The sequence below is a fragment of the Paracoccus sp. N5 genome (genome assembly GCF_000371965.1).
Classification (GTDB): domain Bacteria; phylum Pseudomonadota; class Alphaproteobacteria; order Rhodobacterales; family Rhodobacteraceae; genus Paracoccus.
Map to the genome: position 1 here is coordinate 2,260,041 of NZ_AQUO01000001.1, position 17,213 is coordinate 2,277,253.

The following is a 17,213-nucleotide window of genomic DNA, read 5'->3' on the forward strand; positions in this document are numbered from 1 at the left end:
CTTTGTGCTGATCCTTCGGGATGGCGGCGCGAGCCGCGCCGCGCACCGGAAGGGTCAGTCCGCGCCGATCTCGGGTCGGCCCATCATCAGGGGCACGGCGGTTTCGGCCTGGGCATGGGCCATCGCTTCGCGGGCGGCATCGCGCAGCGCCGCGTCGGGGTTGTAGATCGAGGCGATGAACTTCACGTCCTGGCCGGCCTTGCGATAGCGGAAGCGCACGGCGAGACGGTAAAGCGCGCCTTCCTCGAAAACCGGGATCGCGATCATGAAGAGGTTCGGCAGGGTCAGTGGGCTACCGTCCGGGCTGCGATGCTCGGTCAGGAATTGCACCTGGGCTTCGCCGGTGTCGCGGTTGGTCTTGACCTCGATGTGGCCGACCTCGTGGATCTTCAACTCGCGCGACAGCAGGTTGATGGCGGCATACTGACCGAACCGCCCCTGGATCTTGGCGGCGATGTCGATCATCCGCTGTTCCCAGTCCTCGATCTGGTCGCCGGGCTTGCCCAGCAGCGCCGGCGTGGGGTCGAGGAAGTCGCTGGCCTGTGCCTCGATGAACTCGCCGAACACGTCCTTGTCGAGGGCCTTGCCGTCGATCGCGCTCCAGCGTTTCCATTCTTCGGAGACGGGGAAGTCATAGACAGCGCGGTGGCGGCCATAATTCGCGGCCGGGTCGCCGGCTTCCGGCGCAACCACCGGGGCGCCCTGGCCGTGGTAGTCGATCACTGAGATCAGCTTGGGCGCGGGATGGATCTGGCCGAACAGTGCGGTATCCGCGCCCTTGAAGCGATTGGTCCAGCTGATCAGGCTGTCCAGATCGGCCAGCACCGCCTTGCCGGTGCGCTGGAGCGGTTTCAGCGCCTCGACCACGGCGCGGTGCTTGCTGGTCAGATCCTCGACGCGCAGGCCTTCGGGCACGGCGACGATGAAAGGGGCCTCGGGCTCGTCTGCCGTCGGCATGCTGATAGGCTGGACCTCGCCCAGGCGCGGCAGTTCGGCCAGCAGCGTCTCGGCAATGTTCTTCGGGGTTTCGGAGGTCATGGGCTGTCCTTTACTCAGCGGCGCGCAGCTCGCGCTTGCCGTTGCCGGCATCGCGGATTTCCATGCGGGACTGCGCGGGATTGTGGGTGGTGATGCCGCCATCGCCGGTCATCCAGGCGACGGCCTTGCGCTTTGGTGCTTTGGGTCCGACGATCTTGTCATCCATCGTCATCTGGGTTGCGCCGAAGGGATCAACCGCAACGTCGATGGTGATCGTGATCTTGCCCTTGGCGGTGGTCGCATACTGCTGCGCAAAGCTGCGCATCTCGACGTTGTTCGCCTCGATTCGCGACAGCAGGTCGGGCAGGTAGTCGCCGGCGTCGGCAAGCGACAGCATCTGATCGAGGCTGCGCATCTGCGGGGCAGAGGTGGGGATTTCCATACCTCAGGCCTCCTCGTCCTGCTCGATGCGAGCCCGGACGAAGCAATCCTTCGCCTCGACCAGCTTGCGCATGCCGGCGGTCTTCTCGGCGCCCTCGACAAGCGCGGTGTCCATCTCCCGCGCCAGCGCGTCGATGGGCTTCACCACCGCTTGCAGGTGCGGCGGCAGATGCTCGTGGCGGAGCCATTTCAAAAGCCGGTTCATAGGCTTCTCCTTTGAAAGCCCGGAGCCGCCGGGCGCGGTGTGAAAAGAGAAAGTGCTGGCCGCGCGATGGGCGGAGGGAGGAAAACCGCCGCCGCGCGGCCAGCCAGTGGGGGCGGCGACAAGCCGTCAGGCCACCCGTTCCGTCGCGCAGACCGGGACCGGATCGGTCCAGCCGCGCGGATCGCGATTGTCAAAGAAGCGCGACAGCATCTCGGCAGATACCAGCCGGGTCTGGTTGGTGAGCAGGTTGGTCAGCCCGTAGAACCGGGGCATCAGCGGCCCTCCGACAGCGCGACCCAGCCCATGTCCCGAGACTGGGCGGCGGTCGGCGCGACGAAATCGGCGACATCGATCCAGTTCCACATCGAGCCGATCAGCCATCCGAAGACGAACCCGACCAGCAGCACAAGCGCGATGGCCAGCCAGAGAAACACGACGCCCCAGGCGATCGGCCGGCGCGCGTCGTCATCCCAGATCTCCGCGGCAAATTCGTCGACCTGAAATCCGAGGTTCGCCTCGGGAACGCCCTGGATGCGAAGCGTGTCGTCGCCCCCGGATTTCAGGGCAGGGTAGCCGTCGAGCACCGGCACGCGCCGGCGCAACGTCCGCCCAGAACGCATCCCGATCTCATCCGCCTCGGCCGAGGCCCGGCGCGCTGTCGCGGCGACAAAGGCCTGTTCGTTCCCATGCATGCTGCTTCTCCCGTCGGCGGGGTGCCGATGGGTTGCATAAATACACGCAGTTGCGTGCATTGCAAATGAAAACACGCAACTGCGTGCATATCGGTATAGCGGACCCGATTCGCCCATGCTATCCTGCCGGCAGGGCGGGCGCAGCGTTCACCCTGCCGGCGCCGGGCTGCGGCGCTAAGGGTTCCGTGTTTGCTGGCTCGATATGAGCTGGTGAGATATGGTCGACCTGCACACACTGATGAGGCCGAGCAGATGGATGGTGCAAATGCGCTGCTGAGCTTGCCGCTAAGCACCCTCCTGCCGCTGGCGGTGGGTTACCTTTGCTATCGAACAGCTTATGTCGGACGCGACGGGCACCATAAGCAGACGGACATCATCTTCAGTGTTGTCGTATTCGCAGCGCTGACGCGAGCGATCTCAGATTTGATCTCTCCGAAGGTCGCTCCCGATGCGGGCCTGCTGATCGGTGCATGGGCCGCTTATGTCACCGCACTCTATTGGAGGCGGTATATAAGTGGCTGGGTCGCTGAGAAGCTCAGGGATGCAGGGTATATTGACCACGACGGACAGCCAACCGCTTGGAAGACGATGCTTGCGGCTCAGCTGAAAGGGCCGACCCGTCTGACAGTGTATCTGAAGGACGGTCGCCGCCTAATGTCGAGTCGCTTAAGCGATTTCAACGACGCGCCCCTCAAATCGTGCATACTAGGAGAAGATGGCTCTGTCGGGATTTATGTGACGGATGCTTATGACCCAGAAACTAAGAAATGGGTCCCGCAGCAGCCGTTCGATGAAAACTTCGCCGACTGGGGGTTTGAGCTGACCATCATTCCCGCCTCAGAGGTCGCAAGGATTGAGGTGACTCGACCGTGCTAAGGTTTCGGGACTGGCTTGGGCTTTTCCTCGTTCGTCGATGGGGCGGCTGGTGTCTGCGAGCCGCCGACTCCAGTCAATCCTTCGTGCGTTGACGGTTTCTGTGCCATATTGGGACCTTTCTATTTTTTTGGTGGAGGAGCATTACTTGCTGGCTTGGTTGCTACCGGCTGTTGGGATCGCGTGACATACACCGGGGTCGTCGGTTTTTTTGACATTGCGCATCATTTCTTTGGTGGCGGTGGCGGCGAGCTGGGCTTGCTCGCAATTGGTTTTTGGCTGTCGCCAACTCCTACCCTGCCCATTTAGACCTCCTAGTCCTGAAATAGCTTGCTAGATCCGCTCAACCATCTCGGCCGGCACCACCAGTGCCGCGCCCGCGACCTGCGTCTCGGCCAGTTCGGCCCCAGGGTGGCGATGGTGGCGGGCGGGTCGGATGGCATGTCAAGGCTCATCTGTTGGTTGCGGCGCGGCATGTTCAGGGTTGTCGGGTCGGCGGAAAGTTGCCTAAAGTTCTCTGAATGTTCTTGCGAGTCGGAGGGGTGATGGAGGTTCCAATCGCAATTGCTCTTGATCTGTGGTCTAAGCTTGATCCCGTTCGTCAACGCATTGTCCTTGACCATCTTCGTGCTGGGTTTGCATCTCGCGGCCTAACTTCGCCAGTAGATCAAGGGTTGTCTGGCGCAGATCCTCGGGCGCCGCCGCAAGGTAGTTGAGATATGCGATAGTCTGAGCGTTTGCTCGGACCCCAGTATAGACGTAGATGGCGGCCTCTTGGCCCAACTCGTCTAAGATCGCTGCCAATTTCTGTTGGACGGGCGAGGATCCGCGACTGAAGGTTTGCTCCAGGTAGTTGGGGCCAAGCCCCGCGGCTATGCTCAGCGCGCGCAGGCTACGTCCATCTTCGCTTATTGCGGCCCGAAGGCGCTGCACCCATCCATCTTTCATAGCTATTTAGCTATCATCGCTGTGCAACCGATGCTTGCACGCAGTTGCGGGTATTGCATTACACGCAACTGCGTGTATATGTCGGCTATGGACCGTTCGCTTCTCACCGAGATTGACAGTTTTATCGCCGAAACCGGTCTTTCCGAGCACCGCGTTGGCGTGCTTCTTGCGGCCAACGGACGGCTCTTACCTCGTTTGCGGAAGGGGGGGCGCGTCTGGCCGGATACGGAGCAGAAAATTCGCGACGCGTTGCATGCGGAGCGCGCAAGGCGCTGTGCCTCCGAGGGCGCGGCATGAGCCTTCATTCTCATCCCGCGTCCTCTCTCCGTTCTGGTGATCGTCCTTCTGCACGGGGAAACAACAGCACAGGACCTTCAGAAATGTCTTTCCGAAAATGCGGCGGCGAAGAGGCCGAGCGCGCCTGGTTCGCCGGGCTGCTGTGGCGGGCCTTTCCCGAGGCGCGGAGCGAGAACGAGCTGGCCGAGCTGGCGGCCGAGGTCCTGACCTCGGACAGCCGCCCGGTCACCGCGCGCACGGTGCGCAACTGGCTGCGCCGCGAGAACGCCCCGCATTTTCGCTATGTGCTGAAGGTCATCGCCCTGGTCGGTGCCGAGGCGGTGTTTCAGGTCATCGACCCGGAGGTGCAGTGATGCGGATCTTCTGGCGGATGGCACAGCGTTACTACGCCGCCCGGCATCGCCGGGCGCTGCGGCTGGCCGGGGCGCATGCCCATTCGACCGATTGGTTCAAGTCGCAATCGGAAAAGTTTTTCCACAAGATCAAGGGGGCGCGGAAACTATGACCACGGCACAAACTGTCCACATCCCGGGCTATGCCAACGTGAACGACGCCGCGGCTCGCCTTGGCGTCACATCTTCCGCGATCCGCCATCACCTGCGCGCCTACGGCGACCTGTCCCGGCTGGAACGCTATGCGGCGGCGCTCGCTGATCCGTTGGGGATCGAGCTTCCCGATGGCGCCCGGGCGGCCTCGCCGGCCGAGGCGGCGCAGCTGCTGGGGCTGAACCATACAACGGTCTACACGCACCTGTGCAAATACGGGCACCTGCGCGGGGCCGGCTTCCTGCAGCGCGGCCGCGTCGCTGCCGATGGCGATCGGCCCATATCGCTTGCCGAGGTTCCGGGGCTGGAGCCCTACCTGGGCGGGGCCCGACCCGAGACGGCGCCGCGCGGCAGTCTGATGGTTTCGGCCGGGGGGCTCGATGTCGAGGCGGTGATCGCCACCATCCGCCAGTGCCGCGACGAGGTGCTTGCCGCGCGCGAGGGCACGGCATGATCGGGCAGGTTGCCGAAAAAGGGGCTCTGCGATCGAGGGGGGTGGCCGGGCTGGCTGGATGGAATCTGTCGCAGCGATACCACCGGCAAGTGGACGTGGTTCGTTGGCCGCGGAGCGGCAGAAGCAGGTGGTTTAGGGTAGGCCGTTCGGAGGGACTGCTTTCTTCCGGGCCTGGTCAGGCGTCAAAACAGCGAACCTTGACCACCGGTGCCCGAGTTTCCTTTACCGCCGTCATCATCGTCGGCAAGTGCCTCGCTCACCCGGCCTTGGTTGGTGCCGAGTTCGCCCGCGATCCGCTGTTGAGACCATCCGCGCCGGCGCATTCTCCGTGCGGTCTCCTGTTCCAGCCGGCCGAGGTAAGACCGCTGCACCGTAATGCGGTTCAGCAGAACGCCCGTTTCCGGGTCGAGATAAGTAGCCATGGTTTTTCCTTTTACGTGGCTGCTATGGGGCCGTCCTTTGCTGTTGGGCGACGGCTTCACCTGCAGGGCGACTCGCTCCAACGAGTCGCCCTGCATTCGCAATTTGATGGCACAAACACGCGCGATGTAAATTGCGGCAGTCTGCCGGCCCCTCGCGAGAAGGCAGCGGCATGACTCAGGATCAACGCCACCTCTTCGGCTCGATGATTGCCCTCTGGGAGGAGGCCTTAGCGCATGAGGAAAGGCCGGAAGATGCTATCGCGTTGCTGGCTGACGCCTGCGCCTATGGGCTGAACGAGGGTGATTTCGACCCTCGGCCAATAGAAGATCGCCTCCGTGCATCGTTCTCTTCGCTGCACCGCGCCAAGCATGCGGGGATACGACATTGACCGGCCAGAACCGCAGTTCCGCCGTAATGCAGCAGCGCGCCGAGCCTCATGACAGCCTCGACGATTTCCCGACGCCGCCTTGGGCGACGAGGGCGTTTTGTGAATGGCTGGAGCAGGGAGCGGGAAACGACTGGGATGCTGCGGCTCTTTGGGGTCTGGTGGCACGCGAACCAGCAGCCAATCGCGGCCATATGGTGCGGGTGCTGCGAGAGTTTTTCGGCGCGGTCGATGCGGCCGATGTCCATGATTATGGTGCCGGGTTCCCGGTCCGCGATTACCTGTTTGGGCCGCTGCCCGATCCGGTGCATTGGACGATCACCAACCCGCCGTTCCGCCTGGCCGAGCAGTTCATCCAGCGCGCCCTGGCGACCTCGCGTCGCGGCGTCGCGGTGATCGTGCGCTCTGCCTTCCTGGAAGGCGTCGGGCGCTACCGCGACCTGTTCAGCGCCTTCCCGCCCAGCGACATCCTGCAATTCACGGAACGTGTGGTGATGCACAAGGGCCGGCTTTCGGCCAAGGGCAGCACGGCAACCGCCTATTGCTGGATCGTCTGGCGCAAGGAAGCCATGGGCGAGCCCACCCGGTTCCACTGGATCGCGCCATGCCGGCGCCGGCTGGAGCATGACTACGACTATCCGGCGGAACCGGCTGAGACGGTCGAGGGGGCGTTGCTGTGAGCAAGCACCGGATCCGCCACGAGAACGCCTATCGCGCCGGTGCTCGCGCTGGCGTCCTAGCGCTCCTGGAAGCGCTGATCGCCGTGACGCCCGAAGCGGCGCATGCGGCGCTGCGGCGCCTGGCCGAGCGGGTTGCGGGCCAGTTCGCATTTCAACGGATTGAAGGGAAAGATCGTGATCCGCAGTAAGATCCTTGATGACGCGGGTTTTTGCATCATCCGCGACCGTGCCGATGCCTATGGCAGCGCGCAGGTCGGTTTCGATGCCATCGCCCAGGTCTGGGCCGCGCTCGACCAGGCGCGCGGTGATCGTGCGCGCGGCGCAGCTGATGTCGCGGCCTTCATGGTCGCGGTCAAGCTCGTGCGCGCGTCGACCAATCCCGGTCACGTCGACAGCTGGGTCGATATCGCCGGTTTCGCGGCCCTCGGCGGCGAGATCGCGACGGAAGGCGGTGCGGCATGACAGCGGTCCCACGCCAGCTCGGTCTGGTCGCCACGGATGACATGCCGGAATATCCGATCTCCTGTGAGGACCGGCTGGACGCGCATTTCTTCGTCCCCTGGAACATCAAGCGGTTTCGGAAAAGTGTGTTTCGCAACCTCTGTGACCCGGATGTGGGCTGGTATGGCTTCCTGCTGTTCCTGGAGTCCCACGACGAAACCCCCATCGGCACTCTGCCGACGGACGATCGGCTGCTGGTGAAGGCGATCGGGATCTCGGTCGATCTGTGGCAGTCGCTCTGCCAGCGAAGCATCACGCCGCTGCACAACTGGCATCGGGTCAGGTGCGACAATGGCGAAATCCGGCTGGCCCATCCCGTGGTGCAAGAGGTCGCGCTCGAGGCGATGAAGTCAAGCCGCAAGAACAGGGCCGAGCGGGACGAACGGAAGCGGGCTAAGCGGGTGAAGGATCTGCGCGAGATGATCGAAACCCGCATCGGCGCCGGGCAGCTGCTGCGCGATCCGACCTTCGTGGACCGCTTCAACGATTGGCTCGAAACGCGATATCCGGACAATCAGCGGCGCGAGCCGTTCATCCGCGCCGCGCTGGATGAATACCAGATCGAGGAGGGCGGCAGATGATCTGTGCGGTTCTGTCGCAATCTGTGACGGTTACAGAATATTCCGGAACAATCACAGAAAATCACGGAATGAACACGGAAGATCACGGAATATTCCGTGTTTCGCCGCGTTCGATCCCTTTTTTTGCCCGGATTCTGTGACTGCTGAAAGGAAAAGAAACGAGAAGAAAAGAAATGAAAGGATATAGGCCGAGCCCGGACTTCGACCGGTGTGGCTTGTGGATAAGTCAGCAAGCTGGGGAACACGGGTATTGCGATGACAGGGACAAGGACGGAAGCCGAGGCGCGGGTTGATGCGCTGCTGCTGGAGCCTTTGGCAGGGCTGAAGCGGGGAAAGGACGGGGCGGGCAAGCGGCTTAGCCCCGAGGCCCATGGGAAGATGCTGGCGCGGTTGCGGTCCTGGCTGACCTATCTGGACGATCAGCATCTGGCGGGTCTGCGCGACCATATCGCAGCGATGGCCGTAAAGGATGAATGGCCGAGCGAGGCGCATATCCGGCGCGTGGCCATGACGATGAGCCCGGCGCCGTCCGAGGCTTCGCCCTATCCGCGCAGCATGATGACCTCGGTCCTGGGCTTTCGCGCCATGGCCGAGGGCTGGGCCTTCGAGATGTATCAGGAGGTCAAGCGCCACGGCCCGCCGCCGTTCGTCGAGGGCGGCTGGAAGGAAAAGCAGCTGCGCGAGGAAGCGGCCGAGAACCAGCGCCAGTTGCTGATCGCGCGCGAGAACGTCGCCGCCGGGATCGCGACCGGTGTCCAGATCGCATTCCTCAACCACTGGAACAAGGACATGGCGGAGATCCGCGCCATGCAGGACGAAAAGCGTAGGGAAGGGCAGGCGGCATGAACGCGATGTGGCCACGTCGCGCCGCGGTGCGCGAGATGACGATCCAGCAGGCGTTGGAATGGGCTTTTGCGGTCGAGCGGGCCCAGATCGATTTCGACGAAACCGGGGCGCATGAGTTCGACCGGCCTGGTGTCGACAACATCTGGATCCTGCAGCGCCAGCGCGAGTTGGGTTGCCGGGTCGATGGCGGTGGATCCAGCGATCCGCATCCCGATGCTCAGATCATCGCGGCGGCCGTCGAGGCGCTGCCGATCGGGGTGGGGGGGCGGCGCATGGCGCTGCTGGTCGCGGAATGCGCCCGGGCGCGGCGGGTGCCGTGCTGGCGGGCCGATGAACGCCGGGCGGTCGTTCCGTGCGGCTGGGATACGACGGATGCTGGAGAATGGCTGGCCTGCACCCGAAAGCTCGACAGCGTGACGTTTCGGGATGCGCGCAGCCGGGTCAAGACCTATCGCCCTGAGCTGTGCCCGGTTACCTATACCGGGTCGGCGGCGGCTCTGGCGTATCGGCGGCGCGAGTATCTGGCATGGTATGGGGCCCTGTTGCACCTGCTGTCCGAACTGTCATGGTGCGACGCCTTTACGGCGCTGAAGCTGGTGGACGGGCTGCCTGATCTCTCTCCATGGAATAGCGCTTGACTTCCCCCTGGCTTCCTTGACATTCTGCCACCACCATACCTGCGCCCGTATGAGAGATCATCGCGGGCGCTTCTCATTTCCGGGATACCCGAGCGCGCCCGCCGACAGGCGCGGTTATGATGGCCGGCTGCAGCGGCGGGGCGGCTGGCCGACACCATGGCAAATCCCATCATGCTCACTCTCGTCCTCGATGACCGGGAGATGCAGGCGCATCTGTCCCGGCTCTCTGATCGCCAGGTGCGCATCGCCGGCTCCTGGGCTCTGAACGACACGGCGCGAGATGTGCTGGCCCATGTGCAGGGCCGGATGGATGAGGTCTTCGACCGGCCGACGCCGTTCACCAAGAACGCCTTCACGGTGAAGGGCGCGCGCCCGGACAACCTGACCGCCGAAGTCATGGAACGGCCCTCGGTCGGGCGGCGGCATTTCCTGAAGGTGCAGGAAAGCGGCGGCGCACGTGGTCGAACCGGCCTCGAGGGGCTGCTGGATGCGCGCCTGGCCTATGACGGGATCATCACGGCGGTGACACCGGCGGGCGGGGCCAAGCTCAATGCCTATGGCAACTGGGACACTGGCGAGCGGAACCGCGTGCTGTCCGCTGTGCAGGCGCAGCGAGACACAACGGCAAACACCAGTGCGGCGTCGCGCAAGCGCAACCGCAAGCGTGCCGGCTTCTTCGTGCCTCGGGCTGAAAGTCGGCTCTCGGCAGGAATCTGGAAGCGCGATGCCGATGGCACCATCAGCAAGGTGCTGCACTTCACGCGGGCCATGCCGACCTACGATCCGCGCCTCGGCTTCCTCGACGGCGCGGCGGACGTGTATCAGGCCAAGCTGCCCGACCATCTGCGGCGCACCACCGCCAAGATGGCGGCGCGGTCGGGCGGTTGACCGCCGCTGCATCCCATTGCCCAAAAAAGGGGCACCCCTCGGGTCCTTCCCCCCATCGGGCCGCACGGGGGTCATTCGCGCCCCGTTAAATTTAGGTGAGCAAAATCAGCCGCATGCTGCGGTTGGGGTTGCTGTTGTTCATCTTGGAGATGTCATGTCGCTCACCATCACGCTGGCAGATGGGAGCGTGCTCGATGTCGCGCGCTATCCTTTGCCGGATGGCGTGGTCGATGACGGCACGCCTCTGAACCGCGCCCAGCTCGCCAAGGCCTTCGGCGTCTCGGAAAACACGATCACGAAATGGCTTTCGCAGGGCATGCCCGTCGAGAGCGCCGGCCAGAACGGGGTTTCCTACGAATTCCGACTCGGGCATTGCTGGGCGTGGCGGCAGGACCGCGATGATCGGTCCCGGGCCGCGAAGCTGCGCGGCGACCAGCTCGCCGCGCAGGCCGCGCTCGCGTTCCGCAACCTCGACGACGACCAGGCCGAGGAAGAGGCGGAACTGACCGCCGACGACCTGCGGAAATGGTCCGAGGCGGAATATCATCGCAACCGCGTGGCCGAGCAGCGGGGCGATCTGCTGCGCGCCGACCGGATGCGGCCGCTCCTCGAGGATCTGGTGGTCGCCTTCGGCACGGCGATGGACAACCTGCCGGACTTTGCCGAGATGAACTTCGGCTTGTCGCCGGCGCAGGTCGCGCAGATGCAGGATTACTGCGACCAGGTGCGGGGCGAGGCGCGGCGTCTTATCGAGGAGCGCCTGGCCCGGGGCGGTGCCGTGATCGCGCTGAACGGCCGGCAATCGGAAATGGAACTGGGCTGATGGTGCTGATGCTTGATCGCGGCATGGGGCAGCTGAGCCGCATCCCGCCGCTGCCGCCCTTCATCACACCGGAGGAGATGTTGGCGGACGCGCTCCCGCTGCTCGATCCGCCCAGCCGGATCACGGTCACGGACGCGGCTGAGGGCGCCCTGCGGGTGCCCATCGCAGGAAGGTGGGGCGAATATGATCGCGGTGTCACGCCCTACACCATCGAGCCGCAGGACATCTCGCAGTCTCGACGCTTCAAGGGCGTGATCTTTGTCGGGCCGTCGCAGAGCGGCAAGAGCCAGATGCTGCTTTCCGTATCTGCGCATGCAATCACCTGCGCGCCTGGCCCGGTGCAGCTGATCCACATGACCAAGACCGATGCCGACGCCTGGGTCGAGGAGAAGCTAAACCCGGCGATTTACAACAGCCCCCGGCTCTACGAACGACTGGGAAAAGCGCGCGACGACAGCACGTTTAGCCGCAAGCGCTTCAAGGGCATGCGCCTGACCATCGGCTATCCGGTGGCGAACCAGCTTTCGTCCCGTTCGCAGCGCATGGTGCTGCTGACGGATTACGATCACATGCCGCAACGGCTCGGGCCGAAGGATGCGCCTGAGGACACGCCTTTCGGCATGGCCTTGCGCCGCATCAAGACCTTCCTCAGCCGGGGCTGTGTCTTCGTCGAAAGCACGCCCGCCTTTCCGGTGGACGAGGACAAGGCCCGCGCTGCCAATCCGCTGGAGCCACACCTGATGCCTGCCACCACGGGCGGGATCGTGAACCTGTATAACGAGGGCACGCGCGGCCGCTGGTATTGGCAATGCCCGGATTGCGAAGATCTGTTCGAGCCTACCTATGAACGGCTCGACTATAACCGGGATCTCGATCCCGGCGAGGCCGGCGACAGCGCGGTCATGGTCTGCCCGCATTGCGGATCGGTCCTGCCGCATCGCCACAAGGCCGAGCTGAACCGGCGTGCTGCGCAGCACCATGGCGGCTGGCTGCATGAGGGCAGGGTGGTAGACGAGGCCACCGGGCGCCGGAACCTGGTCAGGATCGATGATGCGGAGATCCGCAACACGCCTTTTGCGAGCTATGCCTTCAATGGCGTCGCGGCGGCCTTCTCATCCTGGTCCGGACTGGTCGAACGCTACGAGACCGCCCGCCGGGCGTTCGAGATCGATAACGACGATCTGGATTTTTCCGGCGTCCATTACACCGAAATCGGCGTGCCCTATCGCCGGCCGAAGCTCGAGGACGAGGACGCGCTTACGGTCGAGGTGCTGCGCGAGCACGCGCTACCGCTGCCGAAGGGGATCGCGCCGAGCTGGGCGCGCTTCGTCACGGTCATGGTCGACGTGCAGGGCAACCGCTTCGAGGTGATGGCCATGGCCTGGGGCGCAGAAGGGGAGCGCGTCGCGCTTGATCGCTTTGCGATTCATCAGCCCCCCGATGATGCCCCGAGCGCAAAGGGCGACGACGGGAAATATCGGGCGGTCGATCCGGGCCGGTATGCTGAAGATGCCAACGTCCTGGCCGAACTCGCCGACCGGGTCTATCCGGTCGAGGGGGCGGATTGGGGCCTGAAACCGGTCGCGGTGGTAATCGACTTCAACGGCCCTAAGGGTTGGTCCGACAACGCCGAGAAGTTCTGGCGAAAGCAGGCACGCGAGGGTCGCGGCGGTCGCTTCTATTTGTCGATCGGCCGCGCCGGCTTCAACCAGCGCGATCGGGTCTGGCACGAGGCGCCGGAACGCGCCTCGGGTGGCAAGAAGGCGCGCGGCATCCGGTTGCTCAACATGGCGGTAGACCGGTTGAAGGATTCGGTTGCCGCGGCGCTGGGGCGGCTGGATACGCCGGTCAATGCCCAGCACGTTCCGTCCTGGATGGGCGCGGAGCATGTTGCCGAGCATCTCGCCGAACAGCGCGGCGACAAGGGCTGGGAATTGCGCAAGGGCATCTTGCGCAATGAGTCCCTCGACCAATCGGTGCAGGGCTTGGCACTGGCCGAGCACCTTGGCATCAACCGCGTCAACTGGGAGGCACCGCCCGCCTGGTGTCTGGCCGGCATGCTGAACCCGAACGCCGTCCAGTTGGAGCGGCCGAACGATCCCGACAGCGCGCGCAGCCGTCCCGACCCGGATCTGCCCCGCGCCATCAACTTCCTGAGGAGGCGTTGAGCCATGCCCTTTACCCAGGCTGATGCCGAGCGCCTGCGCGCGGCAATCGCGAAAGGTGTCTCCGAAGCGGAGGTCAACGGCGAGCGGGTTCGCTTTCGGTCGCTGGCCGAGATGAAAGAGACGCTGATCATGATCGAGGACGTTCTGGCGGGCCGAGCTTCGGGGGCGTTCCGTGTCAGCTTTCCGCGCACCACGCGAGGGCTGTGATGAACGTCATCGATCGTGTCATCGGCTATTTCAGCCCCGAGGTCGGGTTGCGGCGCGTCACGGCCCGGGCGCAGGCGTCGGCCGTCATGAACTATGACGCCGCCTCTCGTGGGCGGCGCACATATGGCTGGAAAGCACCTGCGACAGCGGCGGATGCCGCGGCTTTCGGTTCGCGCGAACGGCTGCGGCAGATCAGCCGCGACATGATCCGAAACCGTGCCTACGCGGCTCGGGCCCGCGATGTCGTGGTCGCGAACGTCGTCGGCGAGGGGATCATCCCATCGATCCGGTCGGATAACGCGAATGCCAAGCCCGTGGTCGAAGAGCTGATGCGGCGGCACCTCCTGTCGAACGACATCGATTCTCTTGGCGAATACGACCTGCAGGAGATGCAGCAGATCTGCATGGCGACGGTGTTCAGCGATGGCGAAGTATTCCTGCGCCGCCGCGCGCGGAATGCCCGCTTCGGTGCTGCCCTGGCACTGCCCTATCAGGTCGAGTTGCTGGAGGCCGACTGTCTCGACACGACCGTGCAGAGCAATGGCGCGAACCTGGTAATCGAAGGCGTCGAGTATGGGCCGACCGGCGCCATAGAGGCCTATCACTTCTTATCCGAGCATCCGGGCGCGGTGCGTCACGGCGACACGCCTACCTCGACGCGGGTGCATTGGTCCGACGTGATCCATGTCCGGCGCTTTGATCGGCCAGGGCAGTTGCGCGGCGTTCCCTGGCTCGCACCGGTCATGATGACGCTGGGAGAACTGTCGGATTACCAGGAGGCGCAGATCCTGAAGCAACGCATGTCGTCGCTGATGGCCATCATGCTGAAATGGGTCGGCGGATCGCAAAAGGGCACGACGGGTGGCAAAGGGCTCGAGGAACTGGCCCCTGGCGCGGTGGTCGAACTGCCGGACGGCGCCGAGCCGGTAACTGTCAATCCGCCCACGGTGGAAGGATATTCCGACTTCATGAAGCAAGGCCTGCGGGCCATCGCGGCCGGGATCGGGGTCACCTATGAATCTCTCGCGGTGGACCTGGAAAAAGTGAACTTCTCCTCGGGTCGCCTCGGTCGCAACGAAATGGACCGGCTGGTCCGGATGTGGCAGCGCGGTCTGATGATCGCCCAGTTCGGCGCCGGCATGGAACGCTGGTTCCGCGACGGACTGCGTCTGGTCGGCCACGGCGGCATCCCGTTCACCATGGACTGGACGCCGCCGCGTCGCATCCTGGTCGATCCGACCAAGGAAATCCCGGCCATGATCGAGGAGATCGATGCCGGTCTCAACAGCCGCCAGGGGGTGCAGCGCGAACTCGGGCGCGACCCAGACCGGATTCGCGAAGAGCGCGTCAAGGATCAGCAAGCCGACAAGGACGACGGGCTGTCGATACCGCCGGCTGCCAAGCCGGGCTAGCCCAAGCAGCAGAAGGATGAGCAGGATGAAGACGGGCAGTGATCTGATTTCGAATGGTGAGCTGATCCTGAGCGGCAACGTGATCGACGATTCGTGGGTCAGTTGGATGTGGGACGAGGACGTGTTCTTCGCGCCCAGCATGGTTCGGCAAGCGCTCGCCGAGCTGGGCGAAGGGCAGGTCACCGTCCGCATCAATTCGGTCGGCGGGCATGTCAACGCGGGTGAACAGATCCGCGCGATGCTGGCCAGCCATCCCGGCGGCTGCCGTATCATCGTGGAGGGGCTCGCGGCGTCGGCGGCCTCCTTGATCCTTATGGCAGGCAGCCAACGGCTGATGTCGGCCGGATCGCACATCATGATCCATGATCCGTCGGGTGGGGTCTGGGGCAATGAGGAAGAGACGCGCCGCGCCGCTGACCAGTTGGCGGTGATCGCCTCGACCTATGCGGCTGTCTACGCCGCCGCCTCGGGAAAGACGCCCGAGGATGCCCGGAAAATCATGAAGGCCGAGACCTGGTATGGCCCGCAAGCGGCTATCGCCGAAGGGTTCGCCGACGGCGTGGCCGGCGCCGACGCAGAAGCGCCGGCCACTGCAACGCTGGATGCCGCAAAGGCGATGTTCATGGGCGGCAACAATACGCTCCTGGCCCGCGTCAGCGCCGCAACCAAGCAGAAAAAGGACCGGGCCGACAGGCCCGATCAATCCCCCGCCGCCGCGCGCGGCAATTTGCAAAAGGAGGCCGCGATGGCCAAAGACAACCCGACCGACGCGCCGGCGGCCCCCGCGCCCGCAGTCACCGATGCGCCCACGATCATGCAGGTGCCCAATCCCGCACCTGCCGCACCCACCACGCCGGAAATGCGCGGGTCGGCCGTGGATCAGGCCGTTGCCGCCGACCGCGCCCGCGCCCGTGCCATCCGCGAGATGGCCGCGCCCTTCGTGACCTCGGGCCGGCTGATGCAGGTTGATGTCGATGCCCTGATCGACGAAGGCGTGACGGCCGATGCTGCCGGCGCCAGGTTCATGGCCACGATGGCGGCGGCCGAGCCCGCCGGGCGCTCGGGCGGGCCGCGGGCGACCATCACCCGGGACGAGACCGAAACCCGCATGGAAGGCATGATCGGCGCCATGATGGGACAGGCGGATGGCCCCGCGCAGCAGTTCCGCGGCATGCGCTTGCGCCACCTTGCCATGGAGCTTGCCGGTCCCGGTCGCGGCTTCAACGATTCCGAGACCGTCCGCCGCGGGATGCGGGCCACCACCATGATGGGCGGTGCCTTCGGCGTCAGCGATTTCGCGTATATCACGACCGAGGTGATGAACCGCAGCCTTCAGGCCGCCTATCAGCGCCGTGCCGCGACCTGGCAACTGGTCACGGGCTCCCCCCTGACCGCCACCGATTTCCGCGAGTTGCACTCGGTTCGCTTCGGCGGCGATTTCTCGCTGAAACCGGTGGCCGAGAACGGCGAATACCAGTCGGCCACCCTCGCTGACGAGGCCGAGGGCCTGAAGGTCGAACGCCGCGGTCGCACGATCAAGCTGACCTTCGAGGCGGTGGTGAACGACGATATGGGCGCGTTCCAGCGCATCCCGACGGAATTCGCCATGGCTGCCCGCAGCATGGAAAACTCCATGGTCTGGGCGCTGATCCGGTCCAACGCCACGTTGAAATCGGACAACATCGCCCTCTTTCACGCCAGCCACAGCAACCTGGGTGCGGGCGCGGCGGCAGCGGCGATCTCGGCCGCCTCGGTGGCAGCGGCGCGCAAGGCGATGTGGGAACAGCGCGCCTTCGGCACCAAGGACAAGGACGATTTCATGCAGGTCGAGCCCGACCGGCTGATCGTTCCGCCGGCGCTCGAGCTGGTTGCCTTGCAGTTCGCGACGGCGGTCACCCCGGCCGAGGACGGCAAGGTCAACCCCTACAAGTCCTCGCTGTCCCCCAGCGTGGTGCCGAACCTCGGCGCCGCGGCGGGCGGGTCGGACGCCGCCTGGTATCTGATCTCCAGCGATCTGCCGCCCATCGCGCATGCCTATCTTGAAGGCTACAACGCGCCGACGGTGCAGACGATCGAAGGCATGAATCCGGATGCCGTGACGATGAACGCGCGGCACATCTTCGGTGCCGCCGCCGTCGAATTCCGCGGCGCCTACAAGAACAACGGCGCGTAAGCCGGGTTCGATCCAAGCACGAAAGGGCGGCTTCGGCCGCCCTTCGTCATTTCCC

At 64.7% G+C, this 17,213-nt stretch carries 23 protein-coding genes; 17 read left to right on the forward strand and 6 right to left on the reverse strand.

Annotated features, from left to right (window positions below):
* Positions 1–54: 54 nt before the first annotated feature.
* The 5 genes from PARN5_RS0111375 to PARN5_RS0111395 all read right to left on the reverse strand — a co-directional run bounded on the left by PARN5_RS0111375 (position 55) and on the right by PARN5_RS0111395 (position 2,316).
* On the reverse strand, positions 55–1,038 hold the full coding sequence (locus PARN5_RS0111375) for a DUF2303 family protein (RefSeq protein ID WP_017999899.1): 984 nt from the start codon (positions 1,036–1,038) through the stop codon (positions 55–57).
* A gap of 10 nt (positions 1,039–1,048) precedes the next feature.
* Entirely contained in the window at positions 1,049–1,420 is a 372-nt protein-coding gene (locus PARN5_RS0111380; protein WP_017999900.1) for a hypothetical protein, read from the reverse strand.
* Positions 1,421–1,423: 3 nt separating this feature from the next.
* Complete coding sequence (locus PARN5_RS0111385; protein ID WP_017999901.1) at positions 1,424–1,624, reverse strand: hypothetical protein; 201 nt, start codon at positions 1,622–1,624, stop codon at positions 1,424–1,426.
* A 126-nt stretch (positions 1,625–1,750) separates the two neighbouring features.
* Positions 1,751–1,897 (reverse strand): hypothetical protein, encoded by a 147-nt coding sequence (locus PARN5_RS24170; protein ID WP_017999902.1) that lies wholly within the window; start codon positions 1,895–1,897, stop codon positions 1,751–1,753.
* Entirely contained in the window at positions 1,897–2,316 is a 420-nt protein-coding gene (locus PARN5_RS0111395; protein WP_017999903.1) for a hypothetical protein, read from the reverse strand. Before PARN5_RS0111395 ends, PARN5_RS24170 begins: the two co-directional genes overlap by 1 nt.
* A 252-nt stretch (positions 2,317–2,568) precedes the next feature.
* On the opposite strand from PARN5_RS0111395, the gene PARN5_RS0111400 reads away from it, so the two are divergent.
* The 4 genes from PARN5_RS0111400 (at position 2,569) to PARN5_RS0111420 (ending at position 5,433) form a co-directional block, all read left to right on the forward strand.
* Entirely contained in the window at positions 2,569–3,192 is a 624-nt protein-coding gene (locus tag PARN5_RS0111400) for a hypothetical protein (RefSeq protein WP_017999904.1), read from the forward strand.
* A 1,325-nt stretch (positions 3,193–4,517) separates the two neighbouring features.
* Positions 4,518–4,787: a hypothetical protein gene (locus tag PARN5_RS0111410; RefSeq protein WP_017999906.1), complete on the forward strand. Its 270-nt coding sequence runs from the start codon at positions 4,518–4,520 to the stop codon at positions 4,785–4,787.
* A complete protein-coding gene (locus PARN5_RS24560) occupies positions 4,787–4,939 on the forward strand; it encodes a hypothetical protein (RefSeq protein WP_017999907.1) in 153 nt (50 codons plus the stop codon). The genes PARN5_RS0111410 and PARN5_RS24560 overlap by 1 nt, the downstream gene beginning before the upstream one ends.
* The gene (locus PARN5_RS0111420) at positions 4,936–5,433 is read left to right on the forward strand and encodes a hypothetical protein (RefSeq protein ID WP_017999908.1); all 498 of its coding nucleotides are present in this window, start codon (positions 4,936–4,938) and stop codon (positions 5,431–5,433) included. The genes PARN5_RS24560 and PARN5_RS0111420 overlap by 4 nt, the downstream gene beginning before the upstream one ends.
* A gap of 182 nt (positions 5,434–5,615) precedes the next feature.
* On the opposite strand, the gene PARN5_RS21980 is transcribed toward PARN5_RS0111420, so the two are convergent.
* Positions 5,616–5,855 carry a hypothetical protein gene (locus PARN5_RS21980; protein WP_036744597.1) on the reverse strand — a complete coding sequence of 80 codons (240 nt, stop codon included), beginning with the start codon at positions 5,853–5,855 and terminating at the stop codon, positions 5,616–5,618.
* Positions 5,856–6,025: 170 nt separating this feature from the next.
* Here PARN5_RS21980 and PARN5_RS24175 point away from each other — a divergent pair, with 170 nt between their 5' ends.
* The 13 genes from PARN5_RS24175 (at position 6,026) to PARN5_RS22870 (ending at position 17,158) form a co-directional block, all read left to right on the forward strand.
* A complete protein-coding gene (locus PARN5_RS24175) occupies positions 6,026–6,244 on the forward strand; it encodes a hypothetical protein (RefSeq protein ID WP_157403968.1) in 219 nt (72 codons plus the stop codon).
* Between the two features lie 158 nt (positions 6,245–6,402).
* Positions 6,403–6,921 carry a hypothetical protein gene (locus tag PARN5_RS0111430; protein WP_198289581.1) on the forward strand — a complete coding sequence of 173 codons (519 nt, stop codon included), beginning with the start codon at positions 6,403–6,405 and terminating at the stop codon, positions 6,919–6,921.
* Positions 6,918–7,109: a hypothetical protein gene (locus PARN5_RS24180; protein ID WP_157403969.1), complete on the forward strand. Its 192-nt coding sequence runs from the start codon at positions 6,918–6,920 to the stop codon at positions 7,107–7,109. The genes PARN5_RS0111430 and PARN5_RS24180 overlap by 4 nt, the downstream gene beginning before the upstream one ends.
* Positions 7,096–7,383: a DUF6378 domain-containing protein gene (locus tag PARN5_RS0111435; RefSeq protein WP_026155361.1), complete on the forward strand. Its 288-nt coding sequence runs from the start codon at positions 7,096–7,098 to the stop codon at positions 7,381–7,383. The genes PARN5_RS24180 and PARN5_RS0111435 overlap by 14 nt, the downstream gene beginning before the upstream one ends.
* A 41-nt stretch (positions 7,384–7,424) precedes the next feature.
* Positions 7,425–8,003, forward strand: a complete 579-nt coding sequence (locus PARN5_RS0111440) for a hypothetical protein (protein WP_232419339.1) — start codon at positions 7,425–7,427, stop codon at positions 8,001–8,003.
* Positions 8,004–8,258: 255 nt separating this feature from the next.
* Positions 8,259–8,849, forward strand: coding sequence for a hypothetical protein (locus PARN5_RS0111445; protein WP_157403970.1), 591 nt, complete (start codon positions 8,259–8,261; stop codon positions 8,847–8,849).
* The gene (locus PARN5_RS0111450) at positions 8,846–9,487 is read left to right on the forward strand and encodes a hypothetical protein (protein ID WP_017999914.1); all 642 of its coding nucleotides are present in this window, start codon (positions 8,846–8,848) and stop codon (positions 9,485–9,487) included. Before PARN5_RS0111445 ends, PARN5_RS0111450 begins: the two co-directional genes overlap by 4 nt.
* A gap of 156 nt (positions 9,488–9,643) precedes the next feature.
* On the forward strand, positions 9,644–10,375 hold the full coding sequence (locus PARN5_RS0111455) for a hypothetical protein (protein ID WP_036744601.1): 732 nt from the start codon (positions 9,644–9,646) through the stop codon (positions 10,373–10,375).
* 154 nt (positions 10,376–10,529) lie between these two features.
* Complete coding sequence (locus tag PARN5_RS0111460) at positions 10,530–11,198, forward strand: terminase small subunit (protein ID WP_017999916.1); 669 nt, start codon at positions 10,530–10,532, stop codon at positions 11,196–11,198.
* On the forward strand, positions 11,198–13,366 hold the full coding sequence (locus PARN5_RS0111465; protein ID WP_017999917.1) for a terminase gpA endonuclease subunit: 2,169 nt from the start codon (positions 11,198–11,200) through the stop codon (positions 13,364–13,366). The genes PARN5_RS0111460 and PARN5_RS0111465 overlap by 1 nt, the downstream gene beginning before the upstream one ends.
* A gap of 3 nt (positions 13,367–13,369) precedes the next feature.
* Positions 13,370–13,573: a hypothetical protein gene (locus tag PARN5_RS0111470; protein WP_017999918.1), complete on the forward strand. Its 204-nt coding sequence runs from the start codon at positions 13,370–13,372 to the stop codon at positions 13,571–13,573.
* Positions 13,573–14,985 (forward strand): phage portal protein, encoded by a 1,413-nt coding sequence (locus PARN5_RS0111475; protein ID WP_017999919.1) that lies wholly within the window; start codon positions 13,573–13,575, stop codon positions 14,983–14,985. The genes PARN5_RS0111470 and PARN5_RS0111475 overlap by 1 nt, the downstream gene beginning before the upstream one ends.
* A gap of 16 nt (positions 14,986–15,001) precedes the next feature.
* A complete protein-coding gene (locus tag PARN5_RS22870; protein ID WP_081614955.1) occupies positions 15,002–17,158 on the forward strand; it encodes a head maturation protease, ClpP-related in 2,157 nt (718 codons plus the stop codon).
* Positions 17,159–17,213: the final 55 nt, after the last annotated feature.

Coding starts and splice junctions, on each gene's coding strand:
- PARN5_RS0111400 (WP_017999904.1), top strand. CDS start 2,569: ATGGATGGTGCAAATGCGCTGCTGAGCTTGCCGCTAAGCACCCTCCTG.
- PARN5_RS0111445 (WP_157403970.1), top strand. CDS start 8,259: ATGACAGGGACAAGGACGGAAGCCGAGGCGCGGGTTGATGCGCTGCTG.
- PARN5_RS24175 (WP_157403968.1), top strand. CDS start 6,026: ATGACTCAGGATCAACGCCACCTCTTCGGCTCGATGATTGCCCTCTGG.
- PARN5_RS24170 (WP_017999902.1), bottom strand. CDS start 1,897: ATGCCCCGGTTCTACGGGCTGACCAACCTGCTCACCAACCAGACCCGG.
- PARN5_RS0111375 (WP_017999899.1), bottom strand. CDS start 1,038: ATGACCTCCGAAACCCCGAAGAACATTGCCGAGACGCTGCTGGCCGAA.
- PARN5_RS0111475 (WP_017999919.1), top strand. CDS start 13,573: ATGAACGTCATCGATCGTGTCATCGGCTATTTCAGCCCCGAGGTCGGG.
- PARN5_RS0111455 (WP_036744601.1), top strand. CDS start 9,644: ATGGCAAATCCCATCATGCTCACTCTCGTCCTCGATGACCGGGAGATG.
- PARN5_RS0111470 (WP_017999918.1), top strand. CDS start 13,370: ATGCCCTTTACCCAGGCTGATGCCGAGCGCCTGCGCGCGGCAATCGCG.
- PARN5_RS0111385 (WP_017999901.1), bottom strand. CDS start 1,624: ATGAACCGGCTTTTGAAATGGCTCCGCCACGAGCATCTGCCGCCGCAC.
- PARN5_RS0111395 (WP_017999903.1), bottom strand. CDS start 2,316: ATGCATGGGAACGAACAGGCCTTTGTCGCCGCGACAGCGCGCCGGGCC.
- PARN5_RS22870 (WP_081614955.1), top strand. CDS start 15,002: ATGAGCAGGATGAAGACGGGCAGTGATCTGATTTCGAATGGTGAGCTG.
- PARN5_RS21980 (WP_036744597.1), bottom strand. CDS start 5,855: ATGGCTACTTATCTCGACCCGGAAACGGGCGTTCTGCTGAACCGCATT.
- PARN5_RS0111465 (WP_017999917.1), top strand. CDS start 11,198: ATGGTGCTGATGCTTGATCGCGGCATGGGGCAGCTGAGCCGCATCCCG.
- PARN5_RS0111420 (WP_017999908.1), top strand. CDS start 4,936: ATGACCACGGCACAAACTGTCCACATCCCGGGCTATGCCAACGTGAAC.
- PARN5_RS0111410 (WP_017999906.1), top strand. CDS start 4,518: ATGTCTTTCCGAAAATGCGGCGGCGAAGAGGCCGAGCGCGCCTGGTTC.
- PARN5_RS0111380 (WP_017999900.1), bottom strand. CDS start 1,420: ATGGAAATCCCCACCTCTGCCCCGCAGATGCGCAGCCTCGATCAGATG.
- PARN5_RS24560 (WP_017999907.1), top strand. CDS start 4,787: ATGCGGATCTTCTGGCGGATGGCACAGCGTTACTACGCCGCCCGGCAT.
- PARN5_RS0111450 (WP_017999914.1), top strand. CDS start 8,846: ATGAACGCGATGTGGCCACGTCGCGCCGCGGTGCGCGAGATGACGATC.
- PARN5_RS0111460 (WP_017999916.1), top strand. CDS start 10,530: ATGTCGCTCACCATCACGCTGGCAGATGGGAGCGTGCTCGATGTCGCG.
- PARN5_RS0111440 (WP_232419339.1), top strand. CDS start 7,425: ATGCCGGAATATCCGATCTCCTGTGAGGACCGGCTGGACGCGCATTTC.